Source organism: Formosa sp. F44, assembly GCF_056238645.1.
This window is the reverse complement of record NZ_JBWDLJ010000002.1, coordinates 342,806-364,250: the sequence shown is the minus strand read 5'-3', so window position 1 is coordinate 364,250 and position 21,445 is coordinate 342,806. Positions and strand designations below refer to the sequence as shown.

Genomic DNA, 21,445 nt, shown 5'->3' with positions numbered 1-21,445 from the left:
TTCTTTTTATTTTACTCAAAAGTACTACACTTTTTTTCAAAAAATAAATCTTAAGGTATATTATTGTTCATAGGTAACCTCTACGGTATGTTTAATTTTTTTACCTCCTAGAGAAAACAAAAATTGTTTAGAAGGTTCGCAATCATTATAATCTTGTCCGTGTGCAATTTTTACATGATTATGATTTACCAATACATTATTTATAGGATCGAAACCTACCCAACCTAATTTTGGAACATAGACTTCTGCCCATGCATGAATTTGAGAATCGTTAAAAAAATCGTTGTCTTGACGGAGATACCCCGAAACATAACTTGCAGGCACATTATTTTGTCTGATAATAGCTAAAAACAAGTGCACAAAATCTTGACTACCCGCCTGCTTCTTATCAAGAACATCTTTTAAATTTGTGTCTTGTTCTGCGATTTCTTTATTAAAACTTAGATGGTTATATATCCAAGAATTTAATTGTATCACATTTTCCAAAATGTGTTTAGAAGTGTCAAACTCAAAAATATTTAAATGTTCTTTTGGTAAACGTGTAAGCGTTGTATTAATTAAAGAAGCTTCAAAATCTACTTTAAAATCTAATGTACTTATTGTTTTATAATCGTCCTCGACCTTAGAAGATGGATCGACTTTAACCGCTTTAACTTTAGCTTTTTTCATTTTAAAAATAGCTTCAAAACGCATGGTTTCGAAAGGCTTTTTATAATGAATTTTTACAGTTTCAAAATCATATCCGTTTATAGATTTTTCTATCGGACAGTCTAACGAAGCACTAAATTTACTAGAAACCAAATCTTGGGTTTCATTATTTTGGGGGATAATTAAGAACTGCCAAAAAGCTTCGAAAACTGGGTTTTCGTAAATATTTTCGGCAGTGTATTTTATTGTATAATTGAACATCTTCTTAAAATTTGCAAGCGTTCAAATTAAAACTATTTATAAATATAATTATACCTTTTCTTGATAAAAATACTCTTCTTCTATTTTCTCACTTATTTTAATTAGATTCCCGAAGGTATCTGCAAGAAAACCTTTGACATCTTCCGGTATTTCTTCGACCGTTTTATACTTATATTCACACCTCATTTTTCCTATTAAAAACGTCGCCGTATTTTTTTCTCGTGCTTTTAATGGGTCTAACATGGTTATATATGTCTGTATTTCGTCTAAACAACTTAATATTGTTCTTGGAGAGCTCGGATTTAATATTAAAAACTCTAAGGCAGAATTTTGTGTAGGCGCTTTTTTATAGACCCTACGATTAACATCTAATACATTAAGACACTTTAAAAGTGTAGTCCACTCAAAACTCTTTTTTAATAGTTTCGGATTTTTAATTGTAGCCTCTACCGCATCGTCATATTTTATTTGCAAAATGCGGGCGACTTGCGTAGCTCTTTCAATATTCATACCCAATTTTATAAGAGCATACACCTCGTCATGCAACATGGTACCACGCATCTTACCTTTCATAATGGTAGATTGATGCATAATATGGCTAGTAAAATCGTGTAAACCGCGCGTTACAAAATGCTCTTTAGAATATCCTACAACAGAATGGTAATAGGTATTCATTGCTTCGTAACAGTCACTCGAAATTAAATCTCTGGAACTGTTTGCATTTTCTCTAGCGTAAGTTATACATTGTAATATAGAATAATGTTTTTCTGGATTAAGTGCTGTATTAAAAAGCACATCCTCTTCTTTTAAAGTTTCATCATCGTACTCTTCTTCTCCAACCATTTCGTACATGGATCGAAGCACAAATTGACGATCTCTAGATAATTTATTAGGCGCATCTAAAGACGAAAAATAATTCACATTTGTAAAACGTGCCGTGTGTTCTGCACGCTCCATATAACGCCCCATCCAAAATAAGTTATTGGCTATTCTTGCTAACATATATTATTTATTTTTTTAAAACCCAAGTATCTTTTGATCCTCCTCCTTGAGATGAATTCACTATTAAATTTCCTTTTTTAAGCGCCACACGTGTTAATCCACCTTTTAGAACAAACTCTTTATCCTGACCAAGTAACGTAAACGTACGTAAATCTACATGTCGCTGTTCAAAAGACTGACAGTCGTCTATATATGTGGCGTGCACAGATAGTGACAATATGGGTTGTGCAATATATTTTCTCGGGTTTTCCAGAATCACTTTTTTAACCGCTTCTATTTCTGCTTTGGTTAATCTGTTTCCAATAGAAATTCCATAACCACCTGCTTCATCGACAGGTTTTATGACCAAGTTATGTATGTTTTCTAAAACATATTTTAACTCTTTTGGTCTACTACAATGGTAGGTATGCACATTGTTTAAGATCGGTTCTTCCCCAAGATAAAATTTAATAATCTGAGGCATATACGTATAAATGGCTTTATCGTCTGCAACGCCCGTTCCTGGCGCATTAACCAAACTTACATTACCTTTTTTATAAGCGGCAAATAATCCCGGTACACCAATAGCAGAATCCTTTTTAAACGCTAACGGATCTAAATACGTGTCGTCTATACGTCTGTAAATAACATCTACTTTTTTAAGACCGTAAATGGTTTTCATATATACAAAGTCATTTTCTACAACTAGATCACGACCTTCTACTAATTCTATTCCAATTGTTTTCGCTAAAAAAGAATGCTCGTAATATGCAGAATTGTATACCCCTGGCGTTAAGATAACGCAGGTAGGAACATCGACTCCTTTAGGCTTGACCGACTCCATAATTTCTAATAAATTTTCTGAATAGTCGGCGACAGGCTGAATTTCGTAATGATTAAAAGCTCCAAATAAAGAGCGTTTTAAGGCGTTTCGGTTATACATAACATAACTTACTCCGGAAGGACACCTAATATTATCCTCTAAAACGTAATATTTACCATCGGAATGTTTTATAAGATCGGTTCCCGAAATATGATTATAAATACCTCCTGCTGGATCCAAACCACCCATTTGTCTTAAATAATTAGCAGAAGAACTTATTAATTCCATAGGAACAATACCTGCCTTTATAATTCTTTGATCGTGGTAAACATCGGCAATAAATGCATTTAAAGCTTTGCAACGTTGTAAAGCACCACGCTCTATAATTTCCCATTCTTTAGCATCTATTATTCGCGGAAATAAATCGAAAGGGAAAATTTTTTCTTGAGGTTTCGCGTCATTATAGACCTGAAAAGTAATCCCCTGATTAAAGGAAGAGGTTTTTGACTTATTGTTTAGATTGATAAAATCTTCTATAGGATAACCGTTATATAAATCGAATAATTTCTGATAAACTTTTCTAACATTTTGTTTCTCATCAAAAATCTCATCGAACAACTTGTCATTACTATCGTATGAGGAAAAAAGGTGCTTAAAATTGGTTGGTTCCATGCAATTTACGTTTTTCCTAAATTAACAATTATTTTCTGTGTTTTTGGTATAAAAAAAATATTAATTTTTATTTTTTTATCCATAATTCGCACTAAAAACACAGCGTTAATATTAAATTCACAATTACTTAACACTTAAATATATTCTAAAATTAGCGAAGTTATTTCGTTATAATCTACTAACTTTCTGTCCGAAAATTCATAAAAAAACACATTCATATGCGTATTGATTTAAGAAGCGATACTGTTACCAAACCCTCCCCAGAAATGCTTGAAGCCATGATGGTTGCTAAGGTTGGAGACGATGTCTATAAAGAAGATGAAACCATAAACCTATTAGAAGAACGCATTGCAAAGATGTTTGGTAAACCTCACGCCATGTTCTTTCCTAGTGGCACGATGGCAAACCAAACAGCCATTAAATTACACACTAATCCGGGCGATCAGGTTATTTGCGACAAATATTCTCATATATACAATTACGAAGGTGGAGGCGCATCTTTTAATAGCGGCGTGTCTTGCAAATTAATAGATGGCAGTCGCGGTATGTTTAATGCCCAAGATGTTATTGATGCTATTAACCCTCCAGAATTTTACCACAGTCCACTATCTAAATTAGTAGAGGTTGAAAACACAACAAATAAAGGTGGTGGTGCGTGTTGGGATTTTAAGGAATTAGAGAATATAAAATCGATTTGTAACACACATAATTTAGGCTACCATTTAGATGGCGCTAGACTATGGAATGCTTTGGTCGCTAAAAACGAAACTACAGAACAATATGGTAAAATATTCGATACTATTTCTGTATGCCTAAGCAAAGGACTTGGATGCCCCATAGGTTCGGTTTTAACAGGGGACGAGAAATTTATGAAACATGCGCTTCGCATACGAAAGATGCTAGGAGGCGGTATGCGCCAAGGTGGTTTTTTAGCTGGCGCAGGACTTTATGCTCTGGACCACAATATATCTCGTTTATCTGAAGACCATAAAAGAGCGAAGGAACTCGGAGCACACTTAAAAATGTTAAGCATTGTAAAACACGTTGAGCCTATAGAAACCAATATTGTGATTTTTGAATTGAACGACGTTAAATACAGTGATGCGTTTATCTCCAAACTAAAGAGACTTAATATTTTAATTAGCGATATGGGACAAGGAAAACTACGCTTAGTTACGCACTTAGATTACACTAGTGAAATGCACTCCAAAGTCTTGGATACGTTTACAACTTTAAAATTTTAGAACCGGATAAAAAAAGAGCCTTAAGACATAACATCTGAAGGCTCTTTAAATATATTTTAAAAGATATAATTACACGACTCCTTGTGCCAACATTGCATCTGCAACCTTAACAAAACCAGCAATATTTGCTCCTTTTACATAATCAATATAACCATCTTCCCGAGTTCCATATTCTACACAAGAGGCATGAATATCGTTCATAATCTGATGTAATTTTTCATCGACTTTTTCTCGAGTCCAGTTTAAACGCAATGAATTCTGACTCATTTCTAAACCTGAAGTCGCCACTCCTCCTGCATTAGAAGCTTTCCCTGGAGAGAATAACACTTTAGCATCCTGAATAATCTCAATAGCTTCTGGCGTTGTAGGCATATTAGCACCTTCGGCGATAGCAATAACATTATTCGCTATTAATTGTTTCGCATCGTTAGCATCTAACTCATTTTGAGTTGCACAAGGCATTGCTAAATCACATTTTACAGACCAAGGTCTTTCTCCTGCGATAAATTTCGCATTAGGATATTCGTTTACATATTCGTTTATACGTCCACGTTTTACATTCTTAAGCTCCATAACAAACGCCAATTTCTCATCGTCTATTCCATCGGCATCATAAATATATCCTGAAGAATCTGAAAGCGTCACAACTTTAGCTCCAAATTCTGTAGCTTTTTGACAAGCATACTGAGCCACGTTTCCTGAACCAGAAATCACAACCGTTTTACCTGAAAACGATTCGTTACGGGTATCTAACATATTTTTCGCAAAATAAACCGCGCCATAACCTGTCGCTTCTGGACGAATTAATGAACCACCATATTCTATTCCTTTACCAGTTAAAACTCCAGTAAATTCGTTTCGTAATCTTTTATACTGACCAAATAAATATCCAATTTCTCGTCCACCTACACCAATATCTCCCGCAGGAATATCTGTATTCGGACCAATATGACGACTTAACTCAGACATGAAAGACTGGCAAAAAGCCATGACTTCATTATCACTTTTACCTTTAGGATTAAAGTCGCTTCCTCCTTTTCCTCCACCCATTGGTAAAGTGGTCAAAGCATTTTTAAAAGTTTGTTCGAATCCTAAAAATTTTAAAATACTTAAATTCACTGAAGGATGAAAACGCAACCCTCCTTTGTAAGGTCCTATAGCCGAATTAAATTCAACTCTAAATCCTCTATTTACCTGAATTTCGCCTTTATCATCAATCCACGGGACTCTAAAAATTATAGTACGTTCTGGCTCAACAATACGCTCCAATAATTTTTTGCCTTTATATTTTGGGTTGTTTTCAATAAACGGAATTACAGTTTCTGCAACTTCGTGCACTGCTTGAAGAAACTCAGGTTCGTGGCTATTTGTCTGTTCAACGAACTCTAAAAAAGCATTTATTTGGTTTTTCATTTTATAAAAATTACGATACTATTCAATAAGCATTAGTTTCTGAACTACAAATATACATTATCTCCAAAAAACACTTTCCTTATTTTAAGATTTCACAATAATTTTGATGTTAAATAAATCTAAACAACGAAATACATAGTTTTATTTGATTAATACTAATCATTTTATATATTTGCTTTGCTATTAATACCTACATAACAGCATCTATTTTTAAATAAAATGCTAAAAAACCTAAAACGTTTATTATTCGTAATTTATTTTTGCTCTTTCTACTCTGGGTTTTCACAAACAGGATTTGAAGTGGGCATACTCGCAGGACCTGTACAATTACGTTCTGATTTTGGGTTAAGAGGAGATGGTCCTACCAACTCAGGTAATATAGGATACGGCGTAGGCCTTATGCTCGATATTAACCCAATGGACTGGGGAGGCGGAGAACGACTTGTAGAAAACTATATCGTAGACCACTTTAAACTTCGCTTTGACGTTTCTTACAACAAAACGCAATTAAGACATTACGGCCAATATGTTGACTCTGATAGCAATAGTGAAAACACTGTTAAATTAAGAAATCAGCGTGGGGAATCAAAAAACATTAATACAGGAGCTTTCCTAGAGTATTACCCCTTAAGTAATAAAAAGTTTTATTATCACCTTATGGATTTTAGTCCATATGCCATCTTTGGTTTTCAATATATTTATGCACAACCAGGAGCAAACACAACTAATCCAAGAGATCTTTATAGTGAATGGTTACCAGGTTCTGTAAACACAGGAACTTTTAACGCGCTATCTATAGACACTGGAGTTGGATTACGATATAAGGTAAGTGATTATTCCGATTTCTTAATAGAAGCCAAAGTTCAATTTTACACGAGTGACTGGGTAGACGGATTAAACCACCAGTTAAGCTATAACAAAAATAACGACGCCTTAATTTGGATTAACATAGGTTATGTATACTACATTAACTAAGCCCACACTTTAGCTGTATCCAATTTAATTAACACACTTTTAATAGATAAAACCTAACTTTTACTTTAGTTATCTAACTGCAATATGTACCTTTATTATTGAATTATAAAGTAATTATATGCACCTTAAATCTCACGCTTTTCTTATTGTTTTTAGCCTTTTTATTTTGGCTTCATGTACCGAAAAACAAGCCATTTCATTTACAGAAGAATCTGTTACTATCCCAAATAATACCATTGTCGATATTAATATTCCAAAAGCGGAAGGAGACACCAAAGTTGCCATTCTTATTAATAAAACATTAAAGCAATATGTAGCTTCGGAGCTTGCATTTAATCCAGATATTGAAACACCTAACACCATTGAAACAAGTATACAAAACTTTAATAGTGAATATACTAGGTTTAAAAATCAATTTCCAGAAAGCGCGCAGGAATGGGAAGCTCAAATAGACGGTGAAGTCATGTTTAAATCTCCTGAGATTATTAGCATTTCACTAACATCGTACACAAATACAGGAGGCGCTCATGGTTCTTTAGTTATTAGCTTCTTAAATTTTGATGGACAAACAGGTGAACGTATTAAGAATGAAGAATTAATCGACAATACAGAACACTTTATGCAATTAGCAAATCCTTATTTTGATGAAGCTATTTCCGAAAAAAAAGATATGTATCTGGATACCGAAAAATTTGTATTACCTCAAAACATAGGATACAGTGCAGACGGACTAATTTTGTTATATAACACCTATGAAATTGCCCCATACACCGCAGGAATAACAGAGTTTGTTATCCCTTTTAACAAGGCAAATTCTTATTTAAAGTTTCACGGATTTTAATAACGACTTGACAATTCCTAAATGAAGGCCTTCATGAAATAAGACAAATGTTAAGGCTTCATCTATATCGTGTATTGTGGTTCCCGTAGTTTCTGGTGTATATTCCGGAAAGTTTACAAAGGCATTATTATCGTAATTTATTTTTGTTTGCTTAGCCGTTTCTGTTAACAATTCTTTGATTAGGTTAACATCTTCTTGAGTGACATCGGCTTCTGGTTTAGACCCTTTCTTGTAAGCATTCACAAAACCGTCTGACACTAACATAGGTACTCCCGATAACTTATAAATTAAAACCTGTTCGGTAGCAATAATATGAGCGATATTCCAAATGATATTGTTATTGTAACCCGATGGGATTTTATTTAATTCGTCTAGACTTAATTGGTCTAAAAATATTTTAAAAAATCCTCTAGTTTTTTCAAACACTTCAAAAGTAAAATTCATTCTGTCTATTTTTGACGAAATATAAGTTAAACTCATTTAAATGCCTTTATTTTGCACTAAAATTGTTTTATTATGAACAAAATATACTACCTAAAAACGTGTAGTACCTGTATGCGTATTATTAAAGAATTAGACTTGCCTCAAGACGTGATATTTCAAGATATTAAGGAGACCCCTATTACCGTTAAGCAACTTGAAGAATTACATAATTTATCGGGTAGTTATGAAGCACTTTTTAGTAAACGCGCCAAATTATACAAGGAAATGGATTTAAAAAACCAAGCGTTAGAAGAAGCCGATTTTAAAAATTATATCTTAGAACATTACACCTTTTTAAGTCGTCCGGTATTAGTCTACAACAACCAGATTTTTATTGGAAATAGTAAAAAGAATGTTGCAGCCGCTAAAGAAGCCATACATGAATAAACGCACACTAGCTTTAATTTTACTTTTTCTAGTTCAGGTCTTCTACGGATTAAATTATGGTTTTGCCAACGATGTTATAGATGGTGGCTACATTAAACCTTCCGGATTTATTTTACTACGGCTATTAGGAGCAACAACGCTATTCTGGATTATAGGCCTTTTTATTCCTAAGGAAAAAATTGACAAAAAAGATTACTTAACGTTTGTAGCTGCTGCATTTTTTGGAATGTTCCTGAACATGCTTTCATTTTTTAAAGGCTTAGAATTTACAACACCTATCCATGCCTCTGTAATATCTACAATTACCCCAATAGTCGTACTTGTTTTATCTTCAATATTCTTAAAAGAGAAAATTACTGGCCTTAAAATATTAGGTATAATTTTAGGCTTTACGGGAGCTATTATATTAAGTGTGTATGGAAAAGCCATACATTCTGGCGATAATATCTTACTGGGGAATTCGTTAATAATTCTTAATGCAACAGCCTTTAGTATTTACCTTATCATCGCTAAAAAACTAACAGCCAAATACCATCCGTTAACTATTATAAAATGGCTATTCCTTTTAGGTTTAATCATGACCACACCTGTTGGTATTCAAGAATTCCGAGACGTGCAATGGCACACGTTTTCTGCATACCACATATTCTCAGCGTTTTTTGTTGTTGTTTTTGCAACGTTTGGTACCTACTTGTTAAATGTAATTGCTTTAAAACACGTAAAAGCATCTACTGCTAGTATTTTTGTTTACCTGCAACCTATAGTTGCCGCAATTTTTGCCTTAATTATTGGAAGCGACATTATAAATAGCGTTAAAATTATAGCGGCCATTTTAATTTTTGTTGGCGTCTATTTAGTTACAAAACCTACTAAGTAAGCTTGTCTTTTAAAGGTTTTGGCACTTTATTAAACGCTCGGGTATCTGCTTTTGTTAGCACTTTAAAATCTTCTGTTTTTGGGAACGCATCAGCTAGTTTCATTAATTGTTCTGGAAGACCTGTTAATTTGCGTTGTTCTAAATCTATCCAACCACCTAACATTTCGCAATGCGCTATATTTTCGCCCTTCTGGTTGTAAAAATTATGCTCGAATTTAAAGAATTTCCCATCCTCACTTATACCTGAAACTTCGAGTCCTACAGTAATTGGCTGTCCTAAAAAAGCTTCTTTAAAATAATACATATGCTCGTAAAACACAACCGGACCAATATTATGCTGTGCCATATCTTTAGCAGAAAATCCGCTTTTTAGCAAAAAAGCCATTCGGGTATGGCTCATAAAATTAGTGTAAGCCGAGTTGGCTAAGTGCCGGTTAGCATCAATATCACTCCATCGTATTTCAAATTGTTTGGTATACATATCTTTATTTTTTCATTGCAATAAAAATAAAAAAGAATACTCCACCTACATACTTATTTTAGAATTTTCTAAACGCTTAAGTTTAATTACCTTTGCACAACTTTTAATTATAGTTTATGATATATTCAATGACGGGTTACGGTAAATCTGTAATACAACTACCTACCAAAAAAATTTCTATAGAAATAAAATCACTGAACAGTAAAAACCTAGATTTGAATACGCGAATGCCGTCTTTTTATAGAGAAAAGGAATTGAATTTACGTAAGCTTATTGCCGATAAACTTGAACGCGGAAAAATAGATTTTTCAATTTTTGTAGAAGTTACTGGAGAAGAAACCTCGACTCAAATTAACAAGCCTATTGTAAAAGAATATCTTAGACAGTTAAAAGAAATTGTAGACGGAGACACTACCGAATTACTAAAAATGGCAGTGCGTTTTCCAGACGCATTAAGTACAGAACGCGAAGATATAGACGAAAATGAATGGGCAACCATTTTAACTGAAATCCATACTGCTTTAGATCATATTAGCGAATATCGTTTAGATGAAGGTAAGGTATTAGAAGCCGATTTTATAAATAGAATCGCTACAATTGAAGGATTATTAGAAGAAGTAATCGCTATTGACCCAGAACGTATAGAAGCTGTTAGAGAGCGTTTACGCAAAGGAGTAGAAGATTTAAAAGAAAAAGTAGACGAAAATAGATTCGAGCAAGAATTGGTATATTACATCGAGAAATACGATATTACTGAAGAAAAAGTACGCTTAAAAAATCATTTAGATTACTTTAAATCGTCTTTAAGCTCTAAAGATTCTAACGGAAAAAAATTAGGATTTATTGGCCAAGAATTGGGTCGTGAGATAAACACTATTGGTTCTAAAAGTAATTATGCACCTATGCAAAAATTAGTGGTGCAAATGAAAGACGAATTAGAAAAAATTAAAGAACAACTTTTAAACGTATTATAACATGTCTAAAGGGAAACTTATTGTTTTTTCCGCCCCTTCAGGATCAGGAAAAACGACTATTGTAAGACATCTTCTAGGCCTTGAAGATTTGAATTTAGAATTTTCAATTTCTGCAACATCACGAGAAAAACGAGGCACCGAAGAACACGCTAAAGATTATTATTTCTTATCGTTAGAAGATTTTAAATCTAATATTAAAAACGATAATTTCCTAGAATGGGAAGAAGTGTATCGTGATAATTTCTATGGAACTTTAAAAAGCGAGGTAGAACGTATTTGGGCACAAGGTAAACATGTTATTTTCGATATTGATGTATCAGGTGGTTTGCGTATAAAACGTAAATTCCCAGAAGAAACACTTTCTATTTTTGTTAAACCACCTAGTATAGACGAGTTAAAAATCCGTTTAAAAAAGCGCAAGACAGAAACCGAAGACAAAATAAATATGCGAGTAGCTAAAGCATCGGCAGAATTAGCAACAGCTCCTCTTTTTGATGTAATTATTGAAAACGATACTTTAGAACATGCGCTTACTGAAGCAGAAAAAATTGTTTCAGATTTTATCCGTTAAGATTAAATATTTATGAAGATAGGTCTTTATTTTGGCACCTTTAACCCTATTCACGTCGGACACTTAATTATTGCCAATCATATGGCAGAGTATAGCGATTTAGACCGAATCTGGTTGGTTGTCACACCCCATAATCCGTTTAAGAAGAAAAATACGTTGTTAGATAATCATCACAGATTCGATATGGTTTATGAAGCCACCAAGGATTATGATAAATTAGAGGCAAGCGATATTGAGTTTAAATTACCTCAGCCTAGCTACACAATAAACACACTTACCCATCTGTTAGAAAAGCATCCAAATCATGAGTTTTCTCTTATCATGGGAGAAGACAATTTGAAAGGATTTCATAAGTGGAAAAATAATGACATCATTCTAGAACACCACGATATATACGTTTACCCCAGAATTTCGGAAGGTAAGACCGAAACTCAGCTTTTAAATCATCCTAAAATTCACCAGATAAAGGCTCCCATTATGGAGATATCTTCTACCTTTATTAGGCAAGCTGTTCGGGATGGTAAAAGCTGTAAACCACTACTTCCAGAGCACGTTTGGAAGTATATAGACGACATGAATTTTTACAAATAAAAAAAGGGTGATTCTAAATAGAGTCACCCTTTTTCCTTAAAAGTAATTAATCTCTTACATTAAAATAAAAACACGTCACTCGTATCTACCCAAGTGCAACGTCTAACTATTTCTGCACTATTTTTAAATAACTACATCAAAAGCAGTTATAATCGAATCATAAATACGCTTTTACATAAAAGATGTTGCTAGATTTAAGCAAATAAAATATATTGCATACAATTGTGTTTAAAAACACATTGAATTAAGATTTTAGAATAAATTAATTATAAGATGAATAAAAAAGTATTTGTTTCGGGGTGTTTTGACATGCTACATAGTGGCCATATTGCATTCTTTAAAGAAGCCTCTATGCATGGTGACTTATATGTTGGAATAGGTTCTGACGCGACTATTTCGGAATTGAAAGGGCGACAAACCATTAATTCGGAACAAGAACGACTTTATATGATTAATGCCATTAGATACGTAAAAAAGGCATTTGTAAATTCAGGTTCTGGAATTTTAGATTTTAAAGAAGATTTGGAAGCATTAAAACCTGATTTCTTTGTGGTTAATGAAGATGGTTTTTCTCCTAAAAAAGAAGAATTATGTAATGCACTAAATATCGAACTAAAAAACCTAAAACGAATTCCAGACGAAGGACTTCCTGAACGTTCTACAACAGCTATCCGCTCGGCAGGAAATTGCACCTTACCGTATCGCATCGATTTAGCAGGGACTTGGGTCGACCAACCTTATGTCTCTAAATTTCATCCAGGATGGGCTATTACCTTATCTTTAGAACCTGTTATAGAATATAACGAACGTTGCGGTATGTCTACATCTACTAGAAATGCGGCAAAACAAATTTGGCCATATTATTTACCTTTAGAAAAGCCTGAAAAATTAGCCGAAATACTTTTTAAATTTGAAAACACACCGGGATCAACAATGATTTCTGGTGCACAAGATGCCATTGGTATCTGCATGCCAGGACTTACAAGACACTTTTACGACAAAGCATATTGGCCTACAAAATTCGAATCTATAGATGATGAATCTACCCTAACTTGGCTAGAAGAGCACATATACATGGTTATGTTATGGCCAAGAGAACCTGGTTTAGATCTTTTAGGAGAAACGTATATTAACGAAGACAATGTAAAAGAACTCGCTCAAGCTTCTGAAAAGGTTTGGGATGCCATTAAAGCTAAAGATTTAGATGCTTTTGCCGAAGGGTTTTTAAATTCATTTCAGGCACAAGTAAAAATGTTCCCTGCAATGGTAAACGATAGAATTAACACAGAAATCGATAAGCATAAAGATCATGCTATGGCATGGAAATTAGCCGGAGCTGGTGGTGGAGGCTATTTAATTTTAGTTTCAAAAGAACCTATCGAAGATGCTATGCGCATTAATATTAGAAGAAAAGAAGTGCTTTAATATAATTAAACTTCTTAAATTATTAAAAATCTCTATCAAGTATACCTTAAATATTAGTACATACTTGATAGAGATAATTAACTTTAATCTTAGCAAATATACAACGCTAATAATTATGCCAAAATTGTATTAGCAATCACAATCTCATGTTAAGATTTTATATAAACTTCAGAACCCTAATATTACGCAGGAGGCTCTTTTTGAAATCTTAAATTTAACTGAGCATAATACCTACATAAATAGAGTAATCTTATTTAATTTATTTTAATTTTGTTTGATACGGCTATGAGGTTTTACTTAAACCGTTCGTACAGAACTAATAACTTCTACATTAAAAAAATTCATTTTAGTAGAGTTGTTTATATTAGGTAATTATGAAATTTGAACATCTTAAAAAGCAATTATCCTCAGTCGAACAAATTCCTACGCTATACTATTTAATTAAATGGTTAATTATATGCACCTGTATAGGTCTTGTTACAGGTGGTATTTCTGCTTTTTTCCTAAAGAGTTTAGAATGGGCAACAAATTACAGAGAATCCAACCTATGGATTATTGCCTTACTTCCCATTGGTGGATTTATAATCGGATTAACTTATCATCTTTTTGGAAATAGCGTAGTAAAAGGTAACAACTTGTTGCTAGAAGAATTTCATACACCTAAAAAAATAATCCCATTTAAAATGGCTCCTTTAGTATTATTTGGAACCATTGTCACACATTTATTTGGAGGCTCTGCAGGTCGTGAAGGTACTGCAGTACAAATTGGTGGTGCTGTAGCAGATCAATTCACCAAAATATTTAAACTCTCGGATCGGGATCGTAAAATTGTTTTAATCGCAGGTATAAGTGCGGGTTTTGCATCGGTATTTGGAACGCCTTTAGCTGGTGGAATTTTCGCTTTAGAAGTGCTTATTTTAGGCCGTATTCGATTAGACGCTATTGTTCCTAGCTTTTTAGCCGCAGTGTTAGCCAACTATTTTTGTGAGATTTGGAATGTTGCCCATACCCACTACCATATAGACGCGGTTGCCGAGATGAATCCTATTAACTTACTTTGGGCCATGCTGGCCGGAATTATTTTTGGATTGGTGGCTATGCTGTTTTCAAAATCGACTCACTTTTGGGCTAATTTATTTAAAAAACTCATTAAATATCCGCCCTTACGTCCTACCATTGGTGGTATTATTTTAGCTGTAATTATTTATAGTATAGGCACAACAAAATACATTGGTTTAGGTGTCCCAACCATTGTAGACTCCTTTAGTTCCCATATGAACTCTTACGATTTTTTAGCGAAACTATTATTTACATCTTTCACCCTTGGCGCCGGATTTAAAGGTGGAGAAGTCACGCCACTGTTCTATATTGGAGCCACTTTAGGTAATGTATTAATTTGGTTTATTCCTTTACCTATGGGCTTATTAGCAGGCATGGGTTTTGTTGCTGTTTTTGCAGGCGCAACCAATACACCAATAGCATGTACGGTTATGGGCATTGAGTTATTTGGTATCGAAGCTGGTGTATTTATAGCCATTGCTTGTAGCGTTTCTTATTTGTTTTCTGGACACACCGGAGTTTACACCTCTCAAATTATTGGAAGTCCTAAAAATAATAGTACGATTAAAGAAAAAGGATTCACGCTATCTGAAATAGACAAAAAAAGGCATCACCAATGAAAACGTTAACGACTATAAGAATTTATTTTGAATACGGTAAAAAACGCAAAGATGTTCCGTTTTGGAAAACACTTCATCAATCCGATTTTGCAACTCAAATATTAAAAAAAGCCAAAGCATCAAACTTAAAGCAAGTACTACATTTTAACGTATCTAAAGGCTACCTTGATAGTCAGAATATGAACTGGGGACTTAATGATATTCAACACGTTAATCACCCTCAAATAATTGAAATCACAGATTCCTTAGAAAACATTAATGCCTTCCTTGAATTAGAAAAAGTGCTTTTTGAAGACACCGCCATTTATTTTGTCCAGAACGAAATACTACTAAAGTCTTAAGCTATTCTAACTTTTTAAACTTTTAATCTGGTTTATTAATATTTCATTAACCACCAAAATCTAGTTTTTTGCGTACTTTTGAATTGAAAAAAGAGAATGCCTTTATGAGTAATGAATTAAAATATGCTGTATTTGGTGCTGGTAGTTGGGCTACTGCAATTGTGAAAATGCTATGTGAAAACCTTAATGAAGTAGGTTGGTATATGCGTAGTGCTTACACTAAAGAGCACTTATTAAAGGAACAGCATAATCCTAACTATCTAAGTTCGGTAGAGTTTAAAACAGACGAACTTATTTTAAGTAACGATATAAATGAAATTGCAAATTATGCCGACATTTTAATTTTTGCAATTCCCTCTGCTTTTATGCAAAGTGAATTAGAAAAAATAACGATAGATATCTCTCACAAAACTGTAGTTTCTGCCGTTAAAGGTATTATTCCAGAATCGGGATTATTGGTAGGCGAACATTTCCATAATGTTTATAACGTATCTTACAACAACATTGCTGTTATTGCCGGACCTTGCCATGCCGAGGAGGTTGCTCTAGAACGTTTGTCATATTTAACCATTTCTTGTGCCGACTCTAAAAAGGCGAAAGCCATTGCTAAAAACTTCTCAAGTAATTATATAAAAACTAAAATTAGCGACGATGTTATCGGAACCGAATATGCCGTTATGCTTAAGAATATTTATGCCATCGCAGCAGGAATTGCACATGGTTTAGGCTACGGAGACAACTTCCAAAGTGTACTTATGAGTAATGCGATTCGAGAGATGAAACGCTTTATTAAGAAGATGCACAAAATGAAACGTAACATAAATAATTCGGCGTATTTAGGCGATTTATTGGTTACAGGATACTCTACGTTTTCTAGAAATAGAATGTTCGGAAATATGATTGGAAAGGGCTATACCGTAAAATCTGCACAGATGGAAATGAGTATGGTTGCCGAAGGGTATTACGCTACTAAAAGCGCACAATTACTTAACGACAAAAACGACAGAAAGACTAAACTTCCAATAATTAATGCGGTTTACGAAATTTTATACGAAGGGAAAGATCCTAAAAAGACCTTTGAAAAACTGACAGATAAATTGGATTAATCTGTAATCCTATTTCACATAAACACCTTGAACATTCATAACTGGAACACGCTGACAAGCGTTTTCATTTATGGTGTTTTCTTTGAATACAAACGATTTATCAAACATTTTGTTGCCTTCAAAAAAGGAAACTTCGTACGTGTTTACTAAGGCCAAAATATCGTCTTGAAGATATTCAATTTTGGCATAACTTTTAGCAGGAAGCTTTTCAACTTTATGCCTCATTACTGCTGTTTTCTTATGCTTAGAAAGGCCTTTAGAGACGATTAAAACCATCTCTAAATCCACTTCCTTATCATTTACTATATACGCATTCCATTCGTCTACATTCAGGTCTTTATTAAACACTCTTACAGCGGCCACATAAACACCTTCAACCTTTGGAATTTCTATATCTTTTTTCATACAATTATATTGTAGACTTAAATTGCTCTAAGAAACGCACATCATTTTCACTTAACAAACGAATGTCGTTTATTTGATGTAATAACATCGCAATTCTATCTATTCCTACTCCAAAAGCAAAGCCAGAATACACTTTAGAATCTATTTTACAGTTTTCTAAAACATTAGGGTCTACCATACCACAACCACCAATTTCTAACCAACCAGTACCTTTGGTAATTTTATAATCAGATTCTGTTTCTAATCCCCAATACACATCAATTTCTGCACTTGGCTCTGTAAACGGGAAGTAAGACGGACGTAAACGGATTTTAGATTTCCCGAACATTTCTGTCGTGAAATACTGAAGCGTTTGCTTTAAATCTGCAAAGCTTACATCTTTATCTATATATAAACCTTCAACTTGATGAAAGAAACAGTGAGAACGTGCCGAAATGGCTTCGTTTCTATATACACGACCCGGAGAAATTGTACGAATTGGAGGCGCATTATCTTCCATATAACGTACTTGTACAGAACTTGTATGCGTTCTTAATAAGACATCTGGATCGGTTTGAATAAAAAACGTATCCTGCATATCTCTCGCCGGATGATATTCTGGTAGGTTTAATGCCGTAAAATTATGCCAATCGTCTTCAATTTCTGGACCTTCACTAACGTTAAATCCTATGGTTGAAAAAATATCAATAATTTGATTTTTTACAATTGAAATTGGGTGACGCGCACCAATAGAAATCGGTTCACCAGGTCTAGACAAATCGCCATAAACACCTTTCGCTTCCTCATCGCCTTCCAACTCCGCCTTCAAAGCATCTACGCGCTCTTGAGCCGTATTTTTAAGCTGATTAATAGCTTGACCAAATTCTTTCTTTTGGTCGTTAGCCACGTTTTTAAATTCAGCAAAATAATCGTTTAACAATCCTTTTTTACCTAAGTATTTAATACGGAATGCTTCAACTTCGTCTTTAGACTGTGCTTTAAACGCTTCTGCTTCAGCAATAAGTTCTTTTATTTTATCAATCATGATATTCCTTCAAAAATGAATGCAAATTTAATAATTCTTACTTTATATATTCGGTTTCAACGAAATAGTTTACTATCGCTTCTTTCATTAAAACACTTTGTTCTCCCGCTTTTAAAGCAGGTAGTTGTTCTTTAACAGTGTAATGTGGCCAACCATCTTCGTCTACATAATCAAATTCGTAGTATCCATAAGGCATTAAGAGTTTACAGATTGCGATATGCATCAAATCTAATTTCTGATCCTTTTTAAACGTACGGTCTAACTGTCCTAATTCCTGTAAACCAATTAAATAAATAATTGAATCAAGATCTAAAGTATCTCCGTCTGCAAACTGATTAGATAATTTAGTAACGACGTCTTTCCATCGTGTTTTTAATTCTTCGTCTCTAGACATATAATTTTTATTACGCTTAAAATGCGTGGTGCAAAGTTAAAAAATAGGACCTCAAATATCCTAAACATCGCATAAAATATGACAAATTCATTTTAAATATTATATTTGATAAAACAACCAATTCATTATGACTTTATTAGACATTATCCTTGCTGTTATTCTCCTATTTGGTTTAGTTAAAGGATTTATGAACGGCTTATTTGTAGAAATAGCATCTTTGCTTGCCCTTATCATAGGAATTTTTGGAGCCATTCACTTTAGTGCCTTTACCGCTTCTCTCTTTGAGCACAAAGTAGATTGGGACGAAAACTATGTGACTATTGTAGCCTTTGCAGTAACATTTATTGTTATTGTTTTAGCTATTGGTCTAGCAGGAAAAGCATTAACAAAGCTTGCCGATTTTGCTTTTCTTGGCATTGTAAATAAAATTTTAGGAGCCATTTTTGGCATGCTTAAAATTGGTCTTATTGCAAGTATCGCGTTAAATATCTTCGGAAATTTAAACGATACTATTCCGTTTATGGATAAAAAAGATATTGAAGCCTCTATACTTTACGAACCAGTAATAGCCATATCTACAAAACTATATCCAGCAATTAAAGATAAAGTAGATGAGAAAAAGAAAGATATTTTTTCTAACGATTAATAGCAGTCTAGCTTAAGTTGCCCTTTATTTTTATACACACTTAAAGGATGCTCTAAATAACGTTCGCAAATGGCTTCTAATACAATTAGAACGTCTTTTTGCATGGCTATAGATCCGCAAATTAATATCACGCCTTTTTGTTTTAAAACTTGCGCCACCTGTTCTGCATCGCGCTCTAGAAGATGTTGCACATACAGTTTGTTATTGTGTTGTCTAGAATAAGCAATTTCGAGTTTTTGAAGCTTGTTTGCTTTTAGACCTTCATCTATAATAGATTTATATATTTCGAAAGAGGATTCTTGGCGTCCTCCCCAATACAATTGCATATTTTGCCCTGTAGTATTCTGATTTATCATACCCAAGAATGGCGCTATACCGGTACCGTTTGCAATCATTAACACCTGCTTTGTACGTGTAGACAATCGGAATTCCTTGTTTTTAATTAACCGCGCTTTAATAGCCTCGTTAGTATGTAGTTTGTTTAAATAATTAGAACACAACCCTAACTCCTGACGTTTTACGCTTAGAAAAACAGTATCGTTAACCTTTCCTACAGAATACAGTCGCTCAACACTATTTGGCTCTGGTTGAATAGCCAATAAGTCGCCTGACTTAAAACGTGTTAATCCCAATTTAGGTTTAAAAGCTATAGTAAACGTATCGTCTGGATTATCGCTTGCATTTGTATTATGAACCACCGTAAAGGTTCGTTTTCTTTTTTTACTTTCTAGAAGATCTTCGCCAGCCAATTGAATTTGTAAGCCCACTTTTTTAGACCATAAATTAATCCATTGCGTGTAGGCTTCGAATGATTTGTTATGGATTGTAAATGGTTTTAAAAGCTGAACAGAATTAGAGTCTGTTTGTAATAAAGTATCGACATCGAAAGCATATTTACAGAAATCCGGATACGCTAATGAACCAAATCCAACAACTGAAAAACTATAGGCATGATCCGATTGCACTTTTTCAAATGCAGTTTCAAACTTATTTGCATTTTCTGGAGCTTCCCCTTGTCCATAAGTCGCCGTCATTATCACCAGATGTTCGCAGGATTTATAAGTTGAAAACGCATTTAATTCGGCAATAAAACTAGATTCACCTAATTTTAATAATTGTTTATGCAACATGTTCGCATATTGCACTGTACTCCCATTTTCCGACCCAATTAAAATGATAACCTTGGCATCGTCTTTTTTAAATTTATTCTTCAGCTTGGCCTTGCGACGTTTTAAGGTCATTGCAAAACCAGAGTACACAAAAAACAAAATATTAAGACACGCAATGGCTAAAATTAAAGCCCATAAGATACTGCCTTGACCAGTATGTAAATTAATACTTAATCGAGATGCAATAGCAATAAACGGGTATTTAGATTCACTTAAAACATCGCCTGTATATTGATTCACTATAACTTCACGATCTTGTAATTGAAGCGTGTAATAATCTTCTACATCTTCAGAGAACGGAAATTCTACACTTCTGACTTGAGATAATTTGGTATCACTAAAAATAGATTGATCTTTTAACTCACGTTTCGGAGTTTCAGAAATTTCATCATAATCCACGTTGTGGGTAAGATTTTCTTTTGGCAATAAATCGAAACGATATAAAGACAAATAAACACCGGTAAGTGTAAGAATAATGATAGGAATTAAAGATAATCGGCCCAATACCACATGATAATATTGCGCAAAATTCTCGTTTACAATTTTGCTGAAAAAGCGCTTAAAACTGCGCTGTCTTTTTACAATTAAGACAGTTCCAGAAACAGCAATTAAGAAGAGTAAAAACGACGTAATTCCGATAAAAATACGTCCAGTAGTTTTTAAGAATAACGATCTGTGAAAGTTTGTTGTCCATTGAAACAAGGGCGATTTTTCAATTATATCACCAATTTTTTCACCTGTTCGTGGATTGATATAAAATGTTTCGGCATCTCCTTCTTCAGTGATTACGGATGCAGAAACAAATTCATTAACATCGACATCGACGTTCAAAATTTCAATATAATTGTCTTTTAAATGCTGTATTGTTTCGGCTAACGACACCTCATTAAAATCGTGAACCCGATACGGTTGCACCTGATTAGAAATAGGTTCGAATGCTAAAACAATACCCGTTAACGAGGCCAACACTATAAACACAAAAGAAGATACAGCCAGCGCAAGGTGGCTATATCTCCATATTGAAATTGTCATAC

23 protein-coding genes and 1 riboswitch are annotated in these 21,445 nt (G+C 33.8%); of the genes, 13 read left to right on the top strand and 10 right to left on the bottom strand.

Annotation, left to right across the window (positions count from 1 at the left end):
- Window positions 1–60 precede the first annotated feature (60 nt).
- The 3 genes from AC0UBM_RS06585 to AC0UBM_RS06575 are packed head-to-tail and all read right to left on the bottom strand — an operon-like array spanning window position 61 to window position 3,385.
- A complete protein-coding gene (locus AC0UBM_RS06585; protein WP_475688106.1) occupies window positions 61–909 on the bottom strand; it encodes a transglutaminase-like domain-containing protein in 849 nt (282 codons plus the stop codon).
- Window positions 910–957: 48 nt separating this feature from the next.
- Entirely contained in the window at window positions 958–1,911 is a 954-nt protein-coding gene (locus tag AC0UBM_RS06580; RefSeq protein WP_414035715.1) for an alpha-E domain-containing protein, read from the bottom strand.
- A 7-nt stretch (window positions 1,912–1,918) separates the two neighbouring features.
- Window positions 1,919–3,385 carry a circularly permuted type 2 ATP-grasp protein gene (locus tag AC0UBM_RS06575; RefSeq protein ID WP_414035716.1) on the bottom strand — a complete coding sequence of 489 codons (1,467 nt, stop codon included), beginning with the start codon at window positions 3,383–3,385 and terminating at the stop codon, window positions 1,919–1,921.
- A gap of 218 nt (window positions 3,386–3,603) precedes the next feature.
- Here AC0UBM_RS06575 and AC0UBM_RS06570 point away from each other — a divergent pair, with 218 nt between their 5' ends.
- The gene (locus AC0UBM_RS06570; protein WP_475688105.1) at window positions 3,604–4,629 is read left to right on the top strand and encodes a threonine aldolase family protein; all 1,026 of its coding nucleotides are present in this window, start codon (window positions 3,604–3,606) and stop codon (window positions 4,627–4,629) included.
- Window positions 4,630–4,698: 69 nt separating this feature from the next.
- Here AC0UBM_RS06570 and gdhA read toward each other — a convergent pair whose 3' ends face one another.
- A complete protein-coding gene (gdhA, locus tag AC0UBM_RS06565; protein ID WP_475688104.1) occupies window positions 4,699–6,042 on the bottom strand; it encodes an NADP-specific glutamate dehydrogenase in 1,344 nt (447 codons plus the stop codon).
- Between the two features lie 219 nt (window positions 6,043–6,261).
- Here gdhA and AC0UBM_RS06560 point away from each other — a divergent pair, with 219 nt between their 5' ends.
- Together AC0UBM_RS06560 and AC0UBM_RS06555 are read left to right on the top strand one after the other, a co-directional pair.
- Window positions 6,262–7,017 (top strand): THC0290_0291 family protein, encoded by a 756-nt coding sequence (locus AC0UBM_RS06560; RefSeq protein WP_434037348.1) that lies wholly within the window; start codon window positions 6,262–6,264, stop codon window positions 7,015–7,017.
- 118 nt (window positions 7,018–7,135) lie between these two features.
- Entirely contained in the window at window positions 7,136–7,858 is a 723-nt protein-coding gene (locus tag AC0UBM_RS06555; RefSeq protein WP_475688103.1) for a DUF3298 and DUF4163 domain-containing protein, read from the top strand.
- Here the strand turns inward: AC0UBM_RS06555 and AC0UBM_RS06550 are convergent.
- A complete protein-coding gene (locus AC0UBM_RS06550; RefSeq protein ID WP_475688102.1) occupies window positions 7,838–8,302 on the bottom strand; it encodes a DinB family protein in 465 nt (154 codons plus the stop codon). The genes AC0UBM_RS06555 and AC0UBM_RS06550 overlap by 21 nt on opposite strands.
- 72 nt (window positions 8,303–8,374) lie before the next feature.
- Between AC0UBM_RS06550 and AC0UBM_RS06545 the strand changes: the two genes are divergently transcribed.
- Both AC0UBM_RS06545 and AC0UBM_RS06540 read left to right on the top strand, forming a co-directional pair.
- Window positions 8,375–8,728, top strand: a complete 354-nt coding sequence (locus tag AC0UBM_RS06545) for an arsenate reductase family protein (RefSeq protein WP_434037346.1) — start codon at window positions 8,375–8,377, stop codon at window positions 8,726–8,728.
- Window positions 8,721–9,605, top strand: coding sequence for a DMT family transporter (locus AC0UBM_RS06540; protein ID WP_434037345.1), 885 nt, complete (start codon window positions 8,721–8,723; stop codon window positions 9,603–9,605). Before AC0UBM_RS06545 ends, AC0UBM_RS06540 begins: the two co-directional genes overlap by 8 nt.
- Here the strand turns inward: AC0UBM_RS06540 and AC0UBM_RS06535 are convergent.
- Window positions 9,598–10,086 (bottom strand): acyl-CoA thioesterase, encoded by a 489-nt coding sequence (locus AC0UBM_RS06535; protein WP_475688101.1) that lies wholly within the window; start codon window positions 10,084–10,086, stop codon window positions 9,598–9,600. The two genes, AC0UBM_RS06540 and AC0UBM_RS06535, sit on opposite strands and share 8 nt — an antisense overlap.
- Window positions 10,087–10,202: 116 nt before the next feature.
- Between AC0UBM_RS06535 and AC0UBM_RS06530 the strand changes: the two genes are divergently transcribed.
- From AC0UBM_RS06530 to AC0UBM_RS06500, 7 genes are all read left to right on the top strand, one after another.
- Entirely contained in the window at window positions 10,203–11,060 is an 858-nt protein-coding gene (locus tag AC0UBM_RS06530; RefSeq protein ID WP_475688100.1) for a YicC/YloC family endoribonuclease, read from the top strand.
- A 1-nt stretch (window position 11,061) separates the two neighbouring features.
- Entirely contained in the window at window positions 11,062–11,631 is a 570-nt protein-coding gene (gene gmk, locus AC0UBM_RS06525; protein ID WP_475688099.1) for a guanylate kinase, read from the top strand.
- A 12-nt stretch (window positions 11,632–11,643) separates the two neighbouring features.
- Complete coding sequence (nadD, locus tag AC0UBM_RS06520; protein ID WP_475688098.1) at window positions 11,644–12,222, top strand: nicotinate (nicotinamide) nucleotide adenylyltransferase; 579 nt, start codon at window positions 11,644–11,646, stop codon at window positions 12,220–12,222.
- 273 nt (window positions 12,223–12,495) lie between these two features.
- Window positions 12,496–13,647, top strand: coding sequence for an FAD synthase family protein (locus tag AC0UBM_RS06515; protein WP_475688097.1), 1,152 nt, complete (start codon window positions 12,496–12,498; stop codon window positions 13,645–13,647).
- Between the two features lie 272 nt (window positions 13,648–13,919).
- Window positions 13,920–13,983, top strand: a riboswitch (Fluoride riboswitch).
- A gap of 38 nt (window positions 13,984–14,021) precedes the next feature.
- Window positions 14,022–15,326, top strand: a complete 1,305-nt coding sequence (locus tag AC0UBM_RS06510; RefSeq protein ID WP_475688096.1) for a voltage-gated chloride channel family protein — start codon at window positions 14,022–14,024, stop codon at window positions 15,324–15,326.
- A complete protein-coding gene (locus tag AC0UBM_RS06505; RefSeq protein WP_475688095.1) occupies window positions 15,323–15,667 on the top strand; it encodes a DUF190 domain-containing protein in 345 nt (114 codons plus the stop codon). The genes AC0UBM_RS06510 and AC0UBM_RS06505 overlap by 4 nt, the downstream gene beginning before the upstream one ends.
- Before the next feature lie 104 nt (window positions 15,668–15,771).
- Window positions 15,772–16,773 carry an NAD(P)H-dependent glycerol-3-phosphate dehydrogenase gene (locus tag AC0UBM_RS06500; RefSeq protein WP_414035731.1) on the top strand — a complete coding sequence of 334 codons (1,002 nt, stop codon included), beginning with the start codon at window positions 15,772–15,774 and terminating at the stop codon, window positions 16,771–16,773.
- 9 nt (window positions 16,774–16,782) lie between these two features.
- On the opposite strand, the gene AC0UBM_RS06495 is transcribed toward AC0UBM_RS06500, so the two are convergent.
- Genes AC0UBM_RS06495 through AC0UBM_RS06485 form a run of 3 tightly spaced genes read right to left on the bottom strand, consistent with a single transcriptional unit; the run spans window position 16,783 to window position 18,596 of the window.
- Window positions 16,783–17,178, bottom strand: a complete 396-nt coding sequence (locus tag AC0UBM_RS06495; protein WP_434037338.1) for a hypothetical protein — start codon at window positions 17,176–17,178, stop codon at window positions 16,783–16,785.
- A 4-nt stretch (window positions 17,179–17,182) separates the two neighbouring features.
- The gene (gene pheS, locus AC0UBM_RS06490) at window positions 17,183–18,202 is read right to left on the bottom strand and encodes a phenylalanine--tRNA ligase subunit alpha (RefSeq protein ID WP_414035733.1); all 1,020 of its coding nucleotides are present in this window, start codon (window positions 18,200–18,202) and stop codon (window positions 17,183–17,185) included.
- 37 nt (window positions 18,203–18,239) lie between these two features.
- Window positions 18,240–18,596, bottom strand: coding sequence for a hypothetical protein (locus AC0UBM_RS06485; protein WP_414035734.1), 357 nt, complete (start codon window positions 18,594–18,596; stop codon window positions 18,240–18,242).
- A gap of 127 nt (window positions 18,597–18,723) precedes the next feature.
- Between AC0UBM_RS06485 and AC0UBM_RS06480 the strand changes: the two genes are divergently transcribed.
- Complete coding sequence (locus AC0UBM_RS06480) at window positions 18,724–19,242, top strand: CvpA family protein (protein ID WP_475688094.1); 519 nt, start codon at window positions 18,724–18,726, stop codon at window positions 19,240–19,242.
- On the opposite strand, the gene AC0UBM_RS06475 is transcribed toward AC0UBM_RS06480, so the two are convergent.
- Window positions 19,239–21,443, bottom strand: a complete 2,205-nt coding sequence (locus tag AC0UBM_RS06475; protein WP_475688093.1) for a PepSY domain-containing protein — start codon at window positions 21,441–21,443, stop codon at window positions 19,239–19,241. The two genes, AC0UBM_RS06480 and AC0UBM_RS06475, sit on opposite strands and share 4 nt — an antisense overlap.
- Between the last annotated feature and the right edge of the window lie 2 nt (window positions 21,444–21,445).